Source organism: Streptomyces sp. NPDC033174 (assembly GCF_055577795.1).
The window spans coordinates 138,736-156,652 of the sequence record NZ_JBVIPQ010000001.1 but is presented as its reverse complement, the minus strand read 5'-3'; the positions used below and the strand labels follow the sequence as shown (position 1 = coordinate 156,652).

Sequence of the window (17,917 nt, the reverse complement as noted above, 5' to 3'; positions counted from 1 at the left end):
GCTCCTCCACCCCCACACCCCCCGCTTCGGGAGGAACGCGATGCGCAAGAGAACAGACCGACCAGGAGGGCTTTCCCTCGCGGCGCTGCTCGCCGTGGCCCTCTTCACCCTGCCGACCGCCACGGCAACCGCCGCCACCTCGGGCGCCGCCGCCACCCACGGCGTCGCCACCCCGTCCTCGGACACCCCGTCCGCAGCCACCACCCGCACCGCCGCCGGCCCGGCGACCGACGGCATGTCCGCCCTCGCCTACAAGCGCCTCGACATCACCATGCAGGCCCAGCAGAAGACCAACTGGTGCTGGGCTGCCGCCGGAAACACCATCGCCACCTGGTTCGGCCGCGGTTACACCCAGAACCAGTTCTGCAACGCCGCCTTCAACCGCCAGCAGGGCTCCGAGTGCCCCAACAACCAGGCCACCCTCGGCAATGTGCAGAACGGCCTCAGCTGGGCGGGCATCAGCCCCGGCTCGTACGTCACCGGCTGGCTGCGCTACTCGACCGTGCAGACCGAGATCAACAACAACCGCCCCGTCGAGACCCGCATCCAATGGTCGAGCGGAGGCGGCCACATGCACGTGATCTACGGCTACGACGACGCCAACAGCTGGGTCTACTGGGGCGACCCCTGGCCCTCCAGCGACCGCTACAACTGGGCCTCCCACGCCTGGTACGTCGACAACAACTCCTTCTCCTGGACCCACTCGCTCTACCGGATAGGGGCGTGAGCGCGATGACCGGACGTTCCGCAGCCGGCGCCGCCGCGGTCGCCGCCGTACTCCTCGGCCTCGCCGCCCCGGCCGCCGCCGCGGCCGCACCCCCGCCCGCCCCCACGCCCCAGGCCGCGTCAAGCGCGCCCGAGGTGCTGGACACCCTCTCCCGGTTCTTCGCCCGCGACGGCGCGGTGGCCAGGGCCGCCGCCCGTCCCCGCATCGAGGGCGCGACGGTCCCGGTGCGCTTCCTCTCCGCGGACTTCGTCGCGGGAAAGCCCGGTGCGCCCGTCGCCGAGCTGCAGTTCTACGCCGCCGGGGCCGTGTCGTCGGACGGACAGCGGGCGTCGGTCTGGACCGCCCGGCAGGGCGCCGGATGGCAGGTGGTGAACATCGCCACCGGCGACGACGAGACGCGCTACGCGGCCCAGGGCGCCCGCAGGCTCCCCGGCGGGACGGTCTTCCGCGAGCCCCAGATCGACGCCTGGTACGTCCACAAGGGAGCGAAGGTGCTCCCGCTGGACGAGGACGCCGTCCGCGCAGTGGGCGCCAGCGGCACCACCCTCACCGCCTACCGGGCCAGGGTGACCAAGGCGTACGCCGACAAGCTCCCCGGCTCCGCGTACGCGAAGAAGGGCACGGCGGGCGGCTACGACCGGCCGGACCCCGCGACCGCCCCGGCGGTCACCCTCGCCTCGGTCACCGCCGGCGCGGGCGCCGTCGTCGCCCTCGCCCTGATCACGGCCGCCGCTCGGCGCCGCCGCACCGCCTCGCCGAGCTGACCCGAGCCCGGGCGGGGCGCCCCCACCCCACCGGGACCGTTCCGGGGGGCGCCCCGCCCGGCACACCGCCGGCGCCCGGCACGGCGGCCGCGACTCCCCTCGCGGCCCGCCGTCCGGGCGGCCGGCCCCCATCCGTCCCGGCCGCCTGCTCCCACCCATCCCACCCGAGGTGTCAGCCCTCGCAAGTAGGGTGTGGGACATGGCAGACCCCTCCAGCTACCGCCCCAAGCCGGGACAGATCCCCGACTCGCCGGGGGTCTACAAATTCCGTGACGAGCACCGCCGGGTGATCTACGTCGGGAAGGCGAAGTCCCTGCGCCAGCGGCTCGCCAACTACTTCCAGGACCTGGCGGGCCTGCACCCGCGCACGCGCACGATGGTCACCACCGCCGCGTCCGTGGAGTGGACCGTGGTGTCCACCGAGGTCGAGGCGCTCCAGCTCGAGTACTCCTGGATCAAGGAGTTCGACCCCCGGTTCAACGTCAAGTACCGCGACGACAAGAGCTACCCCTACCTCGCGGTCACGCTGAACGAGGAGTTTCCCCGCGTCCAGGTCATGCGCGGCCACAAGAAGAAGGGCGTGCGGTACTTCGGGCCGTACGGCCACGCCTGGGCGATCCGCGAGACCGTCGATCTGATGCTGCGCGTCTTCCCCGTCCGTACGTGCTCCGCCGGGGTGTTCAAGAACGCCGCCCGCACCGGACGCCCCTGCCTCCTCGGCTACATCGGCAAGTGCTCGGCGCCCTGTGTCGGCCGGGTCAGCCCCGAGGAGCACCGCGAACTGGCCGAGGAGTTCTGCGACTTCATGGCCGGCCGCACCGGCACGTACATCCGCCGCCTGGAGAAGGACATGATGGCGGCCGCCGAGGAGATGGAGTACGAGCGGGCGGCCCGGCTCCGCGACGACATAGGGGCCCTCAAGCGGGCCATGGAGAAGAGCGCCGTGGTCCTCGCCGACGCCACCGACGCCGACCTGATCGCCGTAGCCGAGGACGAGCTCGAAGCCGCCGTGCAGATCTTCCACGTCCGCGGCGGCCGGGTGCGCGGCCAGCGCGGCTGGGTCACCGACAAGGTCGAGGCGGTCGACACTGCGGGCCTGGTCGAGCACGCCCTCCAGCAGCTGTACGGCGAGGAGAGCGGCGACGCGGTCCCCAAGGAGGTCCTCGTCCCGGCGCTCCCCGAGGACGCCGACGCCGTCACCCAGTGGCTCACCGGCCGCCGCGGCTCCCTCGTGTCCCTGCGCATCCCGCAGCGCGGCGACAAGAAGGACCTGATGGCGACCGTCGCGCGCAACGCGCAGCAGGCACTCGTGCTGCACAAGACCAAGCGGGCCAGCGACCTCACCACCCGCTCCCGCGCCCTCGAGGAGATCGCGGACGCCCTCGCCCTGGACTCGGCGCCGCTGCGCATCGAATGCTTCGACATCTCGCACCTCCAGGGCGAGGACGTCGTCGCGTCCATGGTCGTCTTCGAGGACGGGCTGCCCCGCAAGAGCGAGTACCGGCGCTTCCAGATCAAGGGCTTCGAGGGCCAGGACGACGTCCGCTCGATGCACGAGGTGCTCACCCGCCGCTTCAAGCGCTACATCGCCGAGAAGGAGAAGACCGGCGAATGGGGTCTCCCCGCCGAAGGCAGGGGACGGACGGCCGAGGACGGCGAGGAGGCCGGTGAGCTCTCCCTCGGCGGCGAGGTGCCGGCCGGACCGCTGGAGGACGACGGCAGACCGAAGCGGTTCGCGTACCCGCCGCAGCTCGTCGTGGTCGACGGCGGGCAGCCCCAGGTGGCCGCCGCCCAGCGCGCCCTGGACGAGCTCGGCATCGACGACATCGCCGTCTGCGGTCTCGCCAAGCGCCTGGAGGAGGTCTGGCTCCCGGGCGACGACGACCCGGTCGTCCTGCCCCGCTCCAGCGAGGGGCTGTATCTGCTCCAGCGGGTCCGTGACACGGCTCACGACTTCGCCATCCGCTACCAGCGCACCAAACGCCACAAGCGCCTGCGGACGAGCCCCCTGGACGCGATCCCCGGCCTCGGCGACACCCGCAAGCGGGCGCTCATCAAGCATTTCGGCTCGGTGAAGCGCCTGAGGCAGGCGACAATCGAGCAGATCTGTGAGGTCCCGGGCATGGGCCGCAAGACGGCCGAGGCCGTGGCCGTGGCTCTCGCACAGGCGGCCCCGGCCGCGCCCGCCGTGAATACGGCAACAGGAGAGATCATTGAAGACGACGGGGGCAGCACAGCATGACTGAGCACGACCGAGAAGACGGAGCAGGAGACGTGAGTACGGGCACGAAGGAGGCCGGTGGGGCCGCCGAGGCGGCCATCCCCGAGCTGGTGATCATCTCCGGCATGTCGGGCGCGGGTCGCAGCACCGCGGCGAAGTGCCTGGAGGACCTCGGCTGGTTCGTCGTCGACAACCTGCCGCCCGCGCTGATCCCCACCATGGTGGAGCTCGGCGCCCGCTCCCAGGGCAATGTCGCCCGGATCGCCGTCGTCGTGGACGTCCGCGGCCGGCGCTTCTTCGACAACCTCAGGGAGTCCCTCGCGGACCTCGAGTCCAAGCAGGTCACCCGGCGCATCGTCTTCCTGGAGTCGTCCGACGAGGCGCTGGTCAGGCGCTTCGAGTCGGTCCGCCGCCCGCACCCCCTGCAGGGCGACGGCCGGATCGTGGACGGCATCGCCGCCGAGCGCGACCTGCTGCGCGAGCTGCGCGGCGACGCCGACCTGGTGATCGACACGTCCAGCCTCAACGTCCACGAGCTGCGCGCCAAGATGGACGCCCAGTTCGCCGGCGACGAGGAGCCGGAGCTTCGGGCCACCGTCATGTCCTTCGGCTTCAAGTACGGCCTGCCCGTCGACGCGGACCTCGTCGTCGACATGCGGTTCCTGCCCAATCCCCACTGGGTCCCCGAGCTGCGCCCCTTCACCGGGCTCAACGAGGAGGTCTCGGCGTACGTCTTCAACCAGCCGGGCGCCAAGGAGTTCCTGGACCGCTACACCGAACTGCTCCAGCTGATCGCCGCGGGCTACCGCCGCGAGGGCAAGCGGTACGTGACGATCGCCGTCGGCTGTACGGGCGGCAAGCACCGCTCCGTCGCCACCTCCGAGAAGCTCGCCGCCCGGCTCGCGTCGGAAGGGGTCGAGACCGTCGTCGTCCACCGGGACATGGGGCGCGAGTGAAGCCGTACCGCCGGCGTACGAGCACCCTCTCGGTCCGTACGCTCCGCAGGCGCGGCGCCCAGCCCAAGGTCGTCGCGCTCGGCGGCGGCATGGGCCTGTCGGCCTCGCTCGCCGCGCTGCGCCGCATCACCGGCGACCTGACCGCCGTGGTCACGGTCGCCGACGACGGGGGCTCCAGCGGCCGGCTCCGGGAGGAGCTCGGTGTCCTGCCCCCCGGCGACCTGCGCAAGGCCCTCGCCGCGCTGTGCGGCGACGACGACTGGGGCCAGACCTGGGCCAGGGTCATCCAGCACCGCTTCCAGTCCCAGGGCGACCTGCACGAGCACGCGGTCGGCAATCTGCTGATCGTGGCCCTCTGGGAGCAGCTGGGCGACCATGTGCAGGCCCTGGACCTGGTCGGCAGGCTTCTCGGCGCGCACGGCCGGGTGCTGCCGATGTCCGCCGTGCCGCTGGAGCTCCAGGCCCTGGTCAGGGGCCATGACCCGGCGCGCCCGGACGACCTCGACACGGTCCGGGGACAGGCGACGGTCGCGCTCACCCCCGGCGAGGTGCAGTCCGTGCACCTGGTGCCGAACGACCCGCCCGCCGTACCCGAGGCCGTCGCCGCGGTCCTCGACGCGGACTGGGTGGTCCTCGGCCCGGGTTCCTGGTTCTCGTCGGTGATCCCGCACCTGCTCGTCCCCGAGCTGCTCGACGCGCTCGTGGAGACGAAGGCCCGCCGGGTGCTGTCCCTGAACCTCGCGCCGCAGCCCGGAGAAACCGAGGGGTTCTCTCCGCAGCGTCATTTGGAGGTTTTGGGGCGACACGCCCCTAAACTCGCCCTGGACGTGGTGTTGGCCGACGAGGCCGCCGTGCCCGACCGCGAGTCCCTCATAGACGCTGCCAAGCGGCTCGGCGCCGCGGTCGAGCTGGCGCCGGTCGCCCGGTCCGACGGCTTCCCGAAGCACGACCCGGAGCTGTTGGCCGCCGCGTACGACCGTATTTTTCGGATGCATGGAAGGATCGGCCCATGGCGATGACGGCAGCGGTGAAGGACGAGATCTCCCGGCTCCCCGTCACCCGGACCTGCTGCAGAAAGGCGGAGGTCTCGTCGATCCTGCGGTTCGCGGGCGGGCTGCACCTGGTGAGCGGCCGCATCGTGATCGAAGCGGAGCTGGACACCGCGATGGCGGCCCGCCGCCTCAAGCGCGACATTCTGGAGATCTTCGGGCACAGCTCGGAGCTGATCGTGATGGCCCCCGGCGGCCTGCGGCGCGGCTCCCGCTTCGTGGTACGGGTGGTGGCGGGCGGTGACCAGCTGGCCCGGCAGACCGGACTGGTCGACGGCCGCGGCCGCCCGATCCGCGGGCTTCCCCCGCAGGTCGTCTCGGGCGCCACGTGCGACGCGGAGGCCGCGTGGCGCGGCGCGTTCCTGGCCCACGGCTCGCTGACCGAGCCGGGCCGCTCGTCCTCGCTCGAGGTCACCTGCCCCGGCCCGGAGGCGGCGCTCGCCCTCGTCGGCGCGGCCCGCAGGCTGTCGATCCCGGCGAAGGCCCGTGAGGTGCGGGGCGTGGACCGCGTGGTCGTACGGGACGGGGACGCGATCGGCGCGCTGCTGACCCGGCTCGGTGCGCACGACTCGGTGCTGGCCTGGGAGGAGCGGCGGATGCGCCGCGAGGTCCGTGCCACCGCCAACCGCCTCGCCAACTTCGACGACGCCAACCTGCGCCGCTCGGCGCGGGCGGCGGTCGCCGCGGGCGCGCGGGTGCAGCGTGCCCTGGAAATCCTCGCGGACGAGGTGCCCGAGCACCTCGCGGCCGCGGGCCGGCTGCGGATGGAGCACAAGCAGGCGTCCCTGGAGGAACTGGGCGCGCTCGCGGACCCGCCGCTGACGAAGGACGCGGTCGCCGGCCGTATCCGCCGCCTCCTCGCGATGGCCGACAAGCGGGCCCAGGACCTCGGCATCCCCGGCACGGAGTCCAACCTCACGGAGGAACTGGACGACAGCCTGGTCGGCTGAGGAGGACGCCGACGCCGCAGAGGGGGCTCTCCGTGCCGGAGGGCTCCCTCTCCTCCAAGGCCCTCCGGCATGGAACGCCCGTTGGCCGCACCGCTCAACTCGCCCCGTCGCGCTCCCACTTGACGTGCCGTGCACGGGGTCCTGACACCCTGTTCGCGGCCTTGACATGATCATGGACTGTCAAGAGCCTGGCGTCTGTCCACTCACGTGGCACACAACAGCAAGGGGGGCTCATGAGACGCAGAGCGAGATCGATCCTCGCCGCGGCTTCACTGCTGATCGCCGGACTCGCGGCGGCACCCGCCGCCGGTGCCCAGCAGAGCAACGACGACGGGGGCGGCGACGGCCTCTCCGTATGGCGGGCGCAGGTCGGCAAGGAGCAGGTGCCGCTGCTGCTCGAGGCCGGGACCGACGGGCACGAGCTGAGCGAGCGGGTACCCGCGACCGGCACCGCCACCGTCGAGCTGTATCTGACCGACGAGCAGGCCGGGCAGCTGCGCGCCAAGGGGCTCCGCCTGTCCGAGCACTCCCTCTCCACCGGGGCCGAGAAGCGCGTGGCCGCCGCCGGTGACGGCGTCTTCCGCCCGTACAGCGGCGAGAGCGGCCTCAAGCGGGAGATCCTCGCGACCGCGCAGGCCAACCCCGGCCTCACCAAGGTCGTCAGCATCGGCAAGACCCTCAAGGGCCAGGACATCCTCGCGCTCAAGCTCAGCAAGGGCGCCAAGAAGTCCAGGGACGGCTCCAAGCCCGCCACGCTCTACATGTCCAACCAGCACGCCCGCGAGTGGATCACCCCCGAGATGACCCGCCGGCTGATGCACTACTACCTGGCCAACTACGGCAAGGACCAGCGCGTCACCAGGATCGTCGACTCCACCGAGCTGTGGTTCGTGCTCTCCGCCAACCCGGACGGCTACGACTACACCCACTCCCCGGACGGCGATCGCCAGTGGCGCAAGAACCTCCACGACAACAACGGCGACGGGAAGATCACGCCCGGGGACGGCGTCGACCTCAACCGCAACTTCGCCTACAAGTGGGGCTACGACAACGAGGGTTCGTCCCCCGACCCGGCCGATGAGACCTTCCGCGGCACGGGCCCGATGTCCGAGCCCGAGACGAAGGCCCTGGACGCCTTCCAGAAACGCATCGGCTTCCAGTACGGCGTCAACTACCACTCCGCCGCCCAGCTCCTGCTGTACGGCGTCGGCTGGCAGGTCGCCACCGACACCCCCGACGACGTGGCGCTCAAGGCCCTGGCCGGCACCCCGCAGAAGTCCGCCGTCCCCGGCTACCGCCCGCAGGTCTCCTCCGAGCTCTACACGACCAACGGCGAGGCCGACGGCCACGCGGCCAACGTCAACGGGATGCAGATGTTCACCCCGGAGATGTCGACCTGTGCCACCGCGTCCAGGATCGATCCCGACGACGCCTGGAACCCGGCCGACTGCGAGTCCGTGTTCACCTTCCCGGACGACGAGAAGCTGATCCAGCAGGAGTTCGCGAAGAACGTCCCCTTCGCCCTCGCCGTCGCCGAGTCCTCCGCCCACCCGGACAGGCCCGTCTCCACGACCGGCGTCGAGGCCCCCGACTTCACGCCGGACGCCTTCACCACCTCCTACGCGCGCGGCGAGCAGACGGTCTCCGTCACCGCCCGCAGGTCGCTGCGCGACAAGGAGCTCAAGTACCGCGTCAACGGTGGCCGGACGCACGACGAGGACCTCGAGGCATGGAAGGGCGGCGAGACGTACGGCGGCGACGACAACCTCTACTTCGACGAGTACCGCGCCGAGGTCGGGGAAACCCGGCCCGGCGACAAGGTCGAGGTCTGGTTCACGGCCCGCACCCGTGACGGCCGGCGCACCTCGTCGACGCCGTTCACCTACACGGTCGCCGAGCGGCCGCGCGCCGACACCCTGGTCCTCGCCGAGGAGGGCGGCACCACCGCCGCCCTGCACACCGCCGCGTACGCCAAGGCCCTCGCCGACAACGGCCGTAGGGCCGCCGTCTGGGACACCGCGACACAGGGCGTCCCGCACCCGCTCGGCGTCCTGAGCCACTTCAGGACCGTCGTCTGGTACACCGGCGCCAACCGCCCCTCCGTCGGGAACACCCTCGCCGTGCGCGACTTCGTCAACGAGGGCGGCAAGCTGATCAACGCGGGTGAGCAGGCCGGCGGTCTGGTCGACCTCGGCGGCGCGCTCTCCAACGACTTCGCCCAGTACTACCTCGGTGCCTACAACAGGGCCGGGCTCAAGTCCCCGCCGTCCTTCGCGGGGTCGGGTCCCTTCGCGGGCACCACCGCCGCCCTCGGCCCGGTGGCGGACAACCCGCTGGACAACGCCGGCGCGTACACGGTCACCTCCGACACCCTGAAGCCGGAGCGGTTCCCGCAGTTCCGCAGCTCCTCCGCGGGCGACTACCCCGGCTTCCCCACTCCCTTCGAGCCCTACGAGGGGCAGTACTTCGGCGCGGCCCGCCACGCCGACGACGCCTGGATGCGGCTCGGCCGGACGGTCGATCTGACCGGCGTCGACGCCTCGGCGAAGCCGTCCCTGAGCTTCCGGGTCAGCTACGACACCGAGGAGGGCTACGACAACCTGGTCGTCGAGGCGCACACGGTCGGCCAGGAGGACTGGACGACCCTGCCCGACTCCAACGGCGGCACCTCCGCGACCCCGCCCGCCGACTGCTCCGAGGGCTACTACGTCCGCGGTCACCCCTTCCTCGCGCACTACCTGACCGTCGGCGAGGACGACTGCGCGGCCACCGGCACGAGCGGCGCCTGGAACGCCTTCACCGGCGCCTCCAACGGCTGGCAGCAGGCCTCCATGGACCTGAGTGCCTACGCGGGCAAAAAGGTCGAGCTGTCGATCTCCTACATCTCCGACCCCGGCACCGGCGGGACGGGCGCCTTCGTCGACGGCACCAAGCTGGTCGTCGGCGGCACCGACCGGGACAGCGAGGGCTTCGAGACCTCGCTCGGCGCGTGGACCGTTCCCGGCCCGCCCGCCGGCAGCCCCGGGAACGCCGGGGACTGGGCCCGCTCGCCGGGACTCTTCCACTCCCAGGCCGCCGTCACCACCCGTGACACGGTGCTCCTCGGCTTCGGTCTGGAGCACGTACCGGGCGCCGCGGACCGGAAGCGGCTCGTCGGAAAAGCGCTCGCCACCCTGCGCCGATAACGCACAGTAGTCGAACTGAGAGACCCCCGATGGCCTGTACCCGCTGGTAGGTACGGGCCATCGGCCATTCGGGGCGTATATGGCTCCGCTTCGATGTCACTCATGGGCGTCGGGAGAGGTAGGGTCATAAGCGGTCGGGGACATCCCATACAACTCGCCGGCGTCGAAAACCGGCGTACCAACGAGGAGATCGGTTTCGTGACGATCCGCGTAGGCATCAACGGCTTTGGCCGCATCGGTCGTAACTACTTCCGCGCGCTGCTGGAGCAGGGTGCTGACATCGAGATCGTGGCTGTCAACGACCTGGGTGACACCGCCACGACGGCTCACCTTCTGAAGTACGACACCATTCTGGGTCGTCTCAAGGCCGAGGTCACCCACACCGCCGACACGATCACGGTCGACGGCCACACCATCAAGGTCCTCTCCGAGCGCAACCCGGCCGACATCCCCTGGGGTGAGCTGGGCGTCGACATCGTCGTCGAGTCGACCGGCATCTTCACCAAGAAGGCCGACGCAGAGAAGCACATCGCCGGTGGCGCCAAGAAGGTCCTCATCTCGGCTCCGGCCAAGGACGAGGACATCACCATCGTGATGGGCGTCAACCAGGACAAGTACGACGCGGCCAACCACCACGTCATCTCCAACGCCTCCTGCACCACGAACTGTGTGGCGCCGATGGCCAAGGTTCTCGACGAGAACTTCGGCATCGTCAAGGGCCTGATGACGACGGTCCACGCGTACACCAACGACCAGCGCATCCTCGACTTCCCGCACTCGGACCTGCGCCGCGCCCGCGCCGCCGCCGAGAACATCATTCCGACCACGACCGGTGCCGCGAAGGCCACCGCCCTGGTCCTGCCGAAGCTCAAGGGCAAGCTCGACGGCATCGCGATGCGCGTGCCGGTCCCGACCGGTTCGGCCACCGACCTGGTCGTCGAGCTGGAGCGCGAGGTCACCAAGGACGAGGTCAACGCCGCGTTCAAGAAGGCCTCCGAGGGCGAGCTCCAGGGCATCCTGGCGTACACCGAGGACCAGATCGTCTCCTCGGACATCGTCAGCGACCCGGCGTCCTGCACCTTCGACTCCTCCCTGACCATGGTCCAGGAAGGCAAGTCGGTCAAGATCCTCGGCTGGTACGACAACGAGTGGGGCTACTCCAACCGTCTCGTCGACCTCACCGCCTTCGTCGGCGGCCAGCTCTAGTCCACTTAGGGCAGGCACCTCGATGTGAGCCCAGGGCTCGGACAGCGCAATGACGCGCTGATCGGGCCCTGTCGCTTGTCTCGACCTTCTGATCTTCCTAGGAGACCGTACAGATGAAGACGATCGACGAGCTTCTCGCCGAAGGCGTCGCCGGTAAGCGGGTATTCGTCCGCGCCGACCTCAATGTGCCGCTCGACGGCACCACGATCACCGACGACGGCCGCATCCGCGCCGTCCGGCCCACCGTCGCCAAGCTCGCCGAGGCCGGCGCACGCGTGATCGTCGCCTCGCACCTCGGCCGCCCCAAGGGCGCGCCGGACCCGGCCTTCTCCCTCGCTCCGGCCGCCGCCCGCCTCGGCGAACTGCTGGGTGCCGACGTGGCGTTCGCGACCGACACGGTCGGCGAGTCCGCCAAGGCCGTCGTCGCGGGCCTCTCCGACGGCCAGGTGGCCGTCCTCGAGAACCTCCGCTTCAACGCCGGGGAGACGTCCAAGGACGACGCCGAGCGCGGCGCGTTCGCGGACAGCCTCGCCGAGCTGGCCGATGTGTACGTCGGCGACGGCTTCGGCGCCGTGCACCGCAAGCACGCCTCGGTCTTCGACCTCCCGGCGCGGCTCCCGCACGCCGCCGGCTACCTCATCGCCACCGAGGTTGCCGTCCTGAAGAAGCTCACCGACGACGTCAAGCGTCCGTACGTGGTCGTCCTCGGCGGCGCCAAGGTCTCCGACAAGCTCGCCGTCATCGACGAGCTGCTCGGCAAGGCCGACCGCCTCCTCATCGGCGGCGGCATGGCGTACACCTTCCTCAAGGCCAAGGGCTACGAGGTCGGCATCTCCCTCCTCCAGGAGGACCAGCTGCCGAAGGTCAAGGAGTACATGGAACGCGCGGAGAAGACCGGCGTCGAGCTGGTGCTCCCGATCGACGTCCTGGTCTCCTCGGACTTCCCCGACCTGAAGACCAAGGCCCCCGCCGACTTCGAGATCGTCGACGCGGACAAGATCCCGGCGACGAAGGAGGGCCTGGACATCGGCCCGAAGACGCGTGAGCTGTACGCGTCCAAGATCGCCGACGCCGAGACCGTCTTCTGGAACGGTCCGGTGGGTGTCTTCGAGCACCCCGACTACGCGGGCGGCACCACCGCCATCGCGCAGGCGCTCCTCGAAAGCAGCGCGTACACCGTCGTCGGTGGCGGCGACTCGGCCGCGGCCGTGCGCACGCTCGGCTTCGACGAGAACGCTTTCGGACATATTTCGACCGGCGGTGGCGCCAGCCTCGAATACCTCGAGGGCAAGACGCTCCCCGGCCTCGCCGCACTGGAGGACTGAACAAAAGTGACTGTTTCTGCCCAGGGGCGCACCCCGCTGATGGCGGGCAACTGGAAGATGAACCTCAACCACCTCGAGGCCATCGCGCACGTCCAGAAGCTCGCCTTCGCGCTCGCCGACAAGGACTACGACGCCGTCGAGGTCGCCGTCCTGCCGCCCTTCACCGACCTGCGGTCCGTCCAGACCCTGGTCGACGGCGACAAGCTCAAGATCAAGTACGGTGCCCAGGACGTCTCGGAGCACGACTCCGGCGCGTACACCGGCGAGATCTCGGGCGCGATGCTCGCCAAGCTGAAGTGCACGTACGTGGCCGTGGGCCACAGCGAGCGCCGCCAGTACCACGCCGAGACCGACGAGATCTGCAACGCCAAGGTCAAGGCCGCGTACAAGCACGGTCTGACCCCGATCCTCTGCGTCGGCGAGGGCCTGGACATCCGCAAGGCCGGCAACCAGGTCGCGTACACGCTCGCGCAGCTCGACGGCGGCCTGAAGGACGTCCCGGCCGAGCAGGCCGAGTCGATCGTCATCGCCTACGAGCCCGTGTGGGCCATCGGTACGGGCGAGGTCGCGACCCCGGAGGACGCGCAGGAGGTCTGCGGAGCGATCCGTGGCCGTCTCGCGGAGCTGTACTCCCAGGAGCTGGCCGACAAGGTCCGCATCCAGTACGGCGGCTCGGTCAAGTCCGGCAACGTGGCCGCGATCATGGCGCAGCCCGACGTGGACGGCGCCCTGGTGGGCGGCGCCGCGCTGGACGCCGACGAGTTCGTCAAGATCGTCCGCTTCCGCGACCAGTGAGTATGCGGTAGGGCGGATCCGTCGTACCCTTGCGGGGGCCTGAGGCTCACAATGTCCATACGCGGCCCTGCCGCGTGGTGAGCCCGGGCCCCCGCGTCCGTGAGAAGTCCGAGAGATTGCCAGGAAGTAGGGTCCAGCCGTGGTTATGGGGTTCTCGATCGCCCTGATCATCTTCAGCGCGCTGATGATGCTGCTGGTGCTGATGCACAAGGGGAAGGGTGGCGGCCTCTCCGACATGTTCGGTGGCGGAATGCAGTCGTCCGTCGGTGGCTCCTCGGTCGCCGAGCGCAACCTCGACCGCATCACCATCGTGGTCGGTCTGTTGTGGTTCGCGTGCATTGTCGTACTTGCTCTGCTGATGAAGCTGGACAGCTGAGCAGTGGTTGTCGCGTCCCTCGGTGGGGTGTAACTCCTATCGCTGGACGCGCGTTGGGCCTTACGTAGACTGGGGCATCTTCGAGCACCATCACGCAGGGAGTTACGACCGTGGCAAGTGGCAACGCGATCCGGGGAAGCCGGGTCGGAGCGGGGCCGATGGGTGAGGCAGAGCGGGGCGAGTCCGCGCCGCGCCTCCGCATCTCCTTCTGGTGCTCGAACGGGCACGAGACGCAGCCGAGCTTCGCCAGCGACGCGCAGGTCCCGGAGACGTGGGACTGCCCGCGCTGTGGGTTCCCGGCCGGCCAGGACCGGGACAACCCGCCGGACCCGCCGCGCACCGAGCCGTACAAGACGCATCTCGCGTATGTGCGCGAGCGGCGCAGCGACGCGGACGGTGAGGCGATTCTCGCCGAGGCGCTCGCCAAACTGCGCGGCGAAATCTGAGAAGTGGACGAACGGGCCCCGCCCGCGAAGTGAATTCGCGGCCGGGGCCGTTCTCGTCGGCCCACCCACTGACCTGTTCACGCTCGCCCTCGCATCGTGCGCTCCCCTGATCAATTAGGTTGGAGTGGCAGCGGGGCAAGCAGGCAGGTTAGAGAAGAAGTGGGCGATGTCCGAGATGACTACAGAAGGCCGTTCCAGGCTCAACCAGCTGCCCGAGTGGGCCGCACTCGGCAAGCACCGTGAACAGCTGGGGCAGACGCGTCTGCGGGAGCTGTTCGCCGCCGACGCGCAGCGCGGCACGCGGTACACGCTGCGGGTCGCCGATCTGTATCTCGACTATTCCAAGCACCTGGTGACCGATGAGACCCTCACGCTGCTGCGCGAGCTGGCCGCCGCCACGGGCGTGGCGGAGCTGCGGGACGCGATGTTCCGGGGCGAGCGGATCAACACCACCGAGAACCGTGCCGTCCTGCACACCGCGCTGCGCGCCCCGCGCGACGCGGTGATCGAGGTCGACGGGGAGAACGTCGTCCCGGCCGTGCACGCCGTCCTCGACAAGATGACCGCCTTCTCCGAGCGCGTCCGCTCCGGCGAGTGGACCGGCCACACCGGCAAGCCGATCAAGAACATCGTCAACATCGGCATCGGTGGCTCCGACCTCGGTCCGGCGATGGCGTACGAGGCGCTGCGCGCCTACACCCGGCGTGATCTGACGTTCCGCTTCGTCTCGAACGTCGACGGCGCCGATCTGCACGAGGCCGTCCGTGACCTGGACCCCGCCGAGACGCTCTTCATCGTCGCGTCCAAGACCTTCACCACCATCGAGACCATCACCAACGCCACCTCGGCCCGGGACTGGCTGCTCACCGGCCTGAAGGCCGGTCAGGAAGCCGTCGCCAAGCATTTCGTGGCCCTGTCGACCAATGCCGAGAAGGTCGAGGACTTCGGCATCGACACGGCGAACATGTTCGAGTTCTGGGACTGGGTCGGCGGCCGCTATTCGTACGACTCCGCCATCGGCCTCTCGCTGATGATCGCCATCGGGCCGGACCGCTACCGGGAGATGCTCGACGGCTTCCACCAGGTCGACGAGCACTTCCGGACCGCCGCCCCCGAGGAGAACGCGCCGCTGCTGCTCGGCCTCCTCGGCGTCTGGTACGGCGCGTTCTTCGACGCTCAGTCGCACGCGGTGCTGCCGTACTCGCACTACCTGTCCAAGTTCACCGCGTACCTCCAGCAGCTCGACATGGAGTCCAACGGCAAGTCCGTGGACCGCGACGGCAACCCCGTCGACTGGCAGACCGGACCCGTCGTCTGGGGTACGCCGGGCACCAACGGGCAGCACGCGTACTACCAGTTGATCCACCAGGGCACCAAGGTCATCCCGGCCGACTTCATCGGCTTCGCCAGGCCGGTCGCCGATCTCGAACCGGGTCTGGCCGCCCAGCACGACCTGTTGATGGCCAACTTCTTCGCCCAGACGCAGGCGCTCGCCTTCGGGAAGACGCCGGAGGAGGTACGGGCGGAGGGCGTGGCCGAGGAGCTGGTGCCGCACAAGACGTTCCGCGGCAACCACCCCACGACCACGATCCTCGGCGACGAACTGACGCCGTCCGTCCTCGGTCAGCTCGTCGCGCTGTACGAGCACAAGGTGTTCGTCCAGGGCGCCGTCTGGAACATCGACTCCTTCGACCAGTGGGGCGTCGAGCTCGGCAAGGTCCTCGCGAAGAGGCTCGAACCGGTGCTGACCGGGGCGGAGGGCGGCGACCGGCTCGACGGGTCCACCGCCGCGCTGGTGGCCACCTACCGGGCGCTGCGGGGGAACTGATCCGATGACGGGGGAGAACACGGTGCGGCTGCGGCCGCCGAGCGAGGCCCTGAACGAACGGGCCGTCGGCTGGTGGACCACGCAGTGGCTGGTGACGACCGTGGTGCCGGTGGCCGTACTGGCCGTGCTCGCCGCGTTCCTGCCGGCCGCGCGGCCCTGGCTGCTGCTCGCCGCCGGGGCGTCGGCGGTCCTCGGGCTGGCGTGCGCCGTGTTCTTCCCACGCTGGTGGTACCGCGTGCACCGGTGGGAGATCACCGACGACGCGGTCTACGTACGGACAGGGGCGTTCTGGCAGGAGTGGCGGATCGCGCCCATGTCCCGCGTCCAGACCGTGGACACCGTGCGCGGTCCGCTGGAGCAGGCATTCCGGCTGGCCACGGTGACCGTCACCACCGCCTCCGCCAAGGGCGCGATCAGGATCGAGGGCCTCGACCACGAGCTGGCCGCGGAGCTGGCCGAGCGGCTGACCCTGATCACGCGGGCGACGCCGGGCGACGCGACATGACGGCCGCCCCCGAGGCCGGCGACGCGCGGGAGACGGCGCCGGCGGCGCAGGTACGGACGGAGGCAGGGGCGGTCGGCGAGGGGGACGGCTGGCGGCGCCTCGACCGGCGCACCGTCCTCGTCACCGCCGCCGTCATGGCCGGCGTCGCGGGGGGCGCGGGACTGCCCACCGCCCTCGGCCTAACCGGCGGGATGCCACCGTGGCAGGCGTTCGCGTGGGTGCTGACCGGCGCCGTCCTGCTCATCGCGGGGGGTGCGGCCGCGGACTACGTGCGCTGGCACCGCACCCGCTACCGCATCGGCCCCGAGCGGGCCGAACTCCATACGGGTCTGCTGCTCGTCAAGCGCCGCTCACTGGCCCGTGAACGCATCCGCAGCGTCGATCTGACTGCCCACCCACTGCTGCGGGTCCTCGGCCTGGTGAAGGTCCGGATAGGCACGGGCGAGCACACCGGCGGCGAGTCCACGCTGGAACTCGATCCGGTCACCAGGGCCGAGGGCGAACGGCTGCGCCACGAGCTCCTGACCCGCGCCACCGAGCCGGACGCCCGGCACGACGGAGCGCTCGCCGGGTTCGACCTCCGCTGGGTCCGCTACGCCCCCGTCTCGTTCGTCGCTCCGCTGCTGGGTGGCGCGGCGGCCGGCGCCGTGATGCAGGTCAGTGAATGGTTCGGCGCGCAGGGCGAGGTCATCGCGTGGGTGGGCGACCGCTTCGACGACACTCCGCTCGTCTGGATGATCGCCGTCCTCGTCGCCGCGGCCGTCCTCGCCGGTGTGGTCGGCGCGCTCGGCCTGTGGGTCGAGATGTGGTGGAACTACCGGCTGGAGCGCGAACCCGGCGGCACGCTCCGGGTCCGCCGGGGCCTGTTCACGGCCCGCTCGATCTCCATGGAGGAGCGGCGGCTGCGCGGCCTGGAGATCGTCGAACCCCTCGGCGTACGGATATGCGGAGCGGCCCGCGTCGACGCGATCGCCACCGGTCTCGTCAAGGACGACGACGACAAGCACGCCGACCTCAAGACCCTGCTGCCGCCCGCGCCCCGGGCCGTCGCCGACGAGGTCGCGGCCCGCGTCCTGCGCGTGAGCGCCGCCCCCACGGCCACCCCGCTCACCGCCCACCCGCGTGCGGCCCGCACCCGCCGTCTGCGCTGGTACCTGGCGACGGTTCTGCTCCCGCTCGCGGTCCTCGCCGTCCTCGGAGCCGTACTCACCCCGGTGCTCCTGTTCGTCGCGGCGGGCGCCGCGGCCGTCCTCGCCCCGCTCGCCCTCCTCCTCGCCCGCGACGCCTACCGCAGCCTCGGTCACGGCCTCACCGGCGCGTACCTGGTGACCCGCTCGGGCTCGGTCCGCCGCGCCACGGTCGCGCTCCAGCGCGGCGGCGTCATCGGCTGGACGCTGAAGCAGTCCTGGTTCCAGCGCCGAGCGGGCCTCCTCACCCTGACGGCGACGACGGCCGCGGGCGACGGGGCGTACGCCATTCCCGACGCCGACGGCGCCGAGGGCCTCGAGTTCGCGGCGGAGGCCGTTCCGGGCCTGCTGGACCCCTTCCTGGACAGGGCCCCTGTGCGCGAGTCATGACGGCCGG

General features: G+C 70.8%; 15 protein-coding genes. All 15 read left to right on the top strand.

All coding sequences use genetic code 11. The features are described 5' to 3' along the window. The first annotated feature begins 40 nt into the window (after positions 1-40). The 15 genes from ACZ5VC_RS00775 (at position 41) to ACZ5VC_RS00705 (ending at position 17,910) form a co-directional block, all read left to right on the top strand. A complete protein-coding gene (locus ACZ5VC_RS00775; RefSeq protein WP_469117987.1) occupies positions 41-727 on the top strand; it encodes a papain-like cysteine protease family protein in 687 nt (228 codons plus the stop codon). After that, on the top strand, positions 724-1,491 hold the full coding sequence (locus ACZ5VC_RS00770; RefSeq protein ID WP_469117986.1) for a hypothetical protein: 768 nt from the start codon (positions 724-726) through the stop codon (positions 1,489-1,491). Before ACZ5VC_RS00775 ends, ACZ5VC_RS00770 begins: the two co-directional genes overlap by 4 nt. Positions 1,492-1,690: 199 nt before the next feature. After that, on the top strand, positions 1,691-3,733 hold the full coding sequence (uvrC, locus tag ACZ5VC_RS00765; protein WP_469117985.1) for an excinuclease ABC subunit UvrC: 2,043 nt from the start codon (positions 1,691-1,693) through the stop codon (positions 3,731-3,733). Beyond that, positions 3,730-4,668, top strand: a complete 939-nt coding sequence (gene rapZ / locus ACZ5VC_RS00760; protein WP_468711179.1) for an RNase adapter RapZ — start codon at positions 3,730-3,732, stop codon at positions 4,666-4,668. The genes uvrC and rapZ overlap by 4 nt, the downstream gene beginning before the upstream one ends. Further along, positions 4,665-5,687 (top strand): gluconeogenesis factor YvcK family protein, encoded by a 1,023-nt coding sequence (locus ACZ5VC_RS00755; RefSeq protein ID WP_469117984.1) that lies wholly within the window; start codon positions 4,665-4,667, stop codon positions 5,685-5,687. Before rapZ ends, ACZ5VC_RS00755 begins: the two co-directional genes overlap by 4 nt. After that, entirely contained in the window at positions 5,678-6,667 is a 990-nt protein-coding gene (gene whiA, locus ACZ5VC_RS00750; protein ID WP_468711181.1) for a DNA-binding protein WhiA, read from the top strand. Before ACZ5VC_RS00755 ends, whiA begins: the two co-directional genes overlap by 10 nt. A gap of 233 nt (positions 6,668-6,900) precedes the next feature. Then, positions 6,901-9,852 carry a M14 family metallopeptidase gene (locus tag ACZ5VC_RS00745; RefSeq protein ID WP_469117983.1) on the top strand — a complete coding sequence of 984 codons (2,952 nt, stop codon included), beginning with the start codon at positions 6,901-6,903 and terminating at the stop codon, positions 9,850-9,852. Positions 9,853-10,050: 198 nt separating this feature from the next. Continuing rightward, positions 10,051-11,058: a type I glyceraldehyde-3-phosphate dehydrogenase gene (gene gap / locus ACZ5VC_RS00740; RefSeq protein ID WP_469117982.1), complete on the top strand. Its 1,008-nt coding sequence runs from the start codon at positions 10,051-10,053 to the stop codon at positions 11,056-11,058. 113 nt (positions 11,059-11,171) lie between these two features. Continuing rightward, a complete protein-coding gene (locus tag ACZ5VC_RS00735; protein ID WP_469117981.1) occupies positions 11,172-12,383 on the top strand; it encodes a phosphoglycerate kinase in 1,212 nt (403 codons plus the stop codon). 39 nt (positions 12,384-12,422) lie between these two features. Next, positions 12,423-13,178, top strand: coding sequence for a triose-phosphate isomerase (gene tpiA, locus ACZ5VC_RS00730; RefSeq protein ID WP_469118886.1), 756 nt, complete (start codon positions 12,423-12,425; stop codon positions 13,176-13,178). A gap of 145 nt (positions 13,179-13,323) precedes the next feature. Further along, positions 13,324-13,554, top strand: coding sequence for a preprotein translocase subunit SecG (secG, locus tag ACZ5VC_RS00725; RefSeq protein WP_468711331.1), 231 nt, complete (start codon positions 13,324-13,326; stop codon positions 13,552-13,554). A gap of 110 nt (positions 13,555-13,664) precedes the next feature. Next, positions 13,665-14,000 (top strand): RNA polymerase-binding protein RbpA, encoded by a 336-nt coding sequence (locus ACZ5VC_RS00720; protein ID WP_003976875.1) that lies wholly within the window; start codon positions 13,665-13,667, stop codon positions 13,998-14,000. A 166-nt stretch (positions 14,001-14,166) separates the two neighbouring features. Beyond that, positions 14,167-15,828, top strand: coding sequence for a glucose-6-phosphate isomerase (gene pgi, locus ACZ5VC_RS00715; protein ID WP_469117980.1), 1,662 nt, complete (start codon positions 14,167-14,169; stop codon positions 15,826-15,828). Between the two features lie 4 nt (positions 15,829-15,832). Beyond that, positions 15,833-16,333, top strand: a complete 501-nt coding sequence (locus ACZ5VC_RS00710; RefSeq protein ID WP_469117979.1) for a PH domain-containing protein — start codon at positions 15,833-15,835, stop codon at positions 16,331-16,333. Next, positions 16,330-17,910: a PH domain-containing protein gene (locus ACZ5VC_RS00705; protein WP_469117978.1), complete on the top strand. Its 1,581-nt coding sequence runs from the start codon at positions 16,330-16,332 to the stop codon at positions 17,908-17,910. The genes ACZ5VC_RS00710 and ACZ5VC_RS00705 overlap by 4 nt, the downstream gene beginning before the upstream one ends. The last annotated feature ends 7 nt before the right edge of the window (positions 17,911-17,917 follow it).

What these genes read in the sequence shown, in the direction of transcription:
- ACZ5VC_RS00775 (WP_469117987.1), top strand. Translation starts at nt 41, where the DNA reads ATGCGCAAGAGAACAGACCGACCAGGAGGGCTTTCCCTCGCGGCGCTG.
- uvrC (WP_469117985.1), top strand. Translation starts at nt 1,691, where the DNA reads ATGGCAGACCCCTCCAGCTACCGCCCCAAGCCGGGACAGATCCCCGAC.
- rapZ (WP_468711179.1), top strand. Translation starts at nt 3,730, where the DNA reads ATGACTGAGCACGACCGAGAAGACGGAGCAGGAGACGTGAGTACGGGC.
- whiA (WP_468711181.1), top strand. Translation starts at nt 5,678, where the DNA reads ATGGCGATGACGGCAGCGGTGAAGGACGAGATCTCCCGGCTCCCCGTC.
- ACZ5VC_RS00745 (WP_469117983.1), top strand. Translation starts at nt 6,901, where the DNA reads ATGAGACGCAGAGCGAGATCGATCCTCGCCGCGGCTTCACTGCTGATC.
- ACZ5VC_RS00735 (WP_469117981.1), top strand. Translation starts at nt 11,172, where the DNA reads ATGAAGACGATCGACGAGCTTCTCGCCGAAGGCGTCGCCGGTAAGCGG.
- tpiA (WP_469118886.1), top strand. Translation starts at nt 12,423, where the DNA reads ATGGCGGGCAACTGGAAGATGAACCTCAACCACCTCGAGGCCATCGCG.
- secG (WP_468711331.1), top strand. Translation starts at nt 13,324, where the DNA reads ATGGGGTTCTCGATCGCCCTGATCATCTTCAGCGCGCTGATGATGCTG.
- pgi (WP_469117980.1), top strand. Translation starts at nt 14,167, where the DNA reads ATGTCCGAGATGACTACAGAAGGCCGTTCCAGGCTCAACCAGCTGCCC.
- ACZ5VC_RS00710 (WP_469117979.1), top strand. Translation starts at nt 15,833, where the DNA reads ATGACGGGGGAGAACACGGTGCGGCTGCGGCCGCCGAGCGAGGCCCTG.
- ACZ5VC_RS00705 (WP_469117978.1), top strand. Translation starts at nt 16,330, where the DNA reads ATGACGGCCGCCCCCGAGGCCGGCGACGCGCGGGAGACGGCGCCGGCG.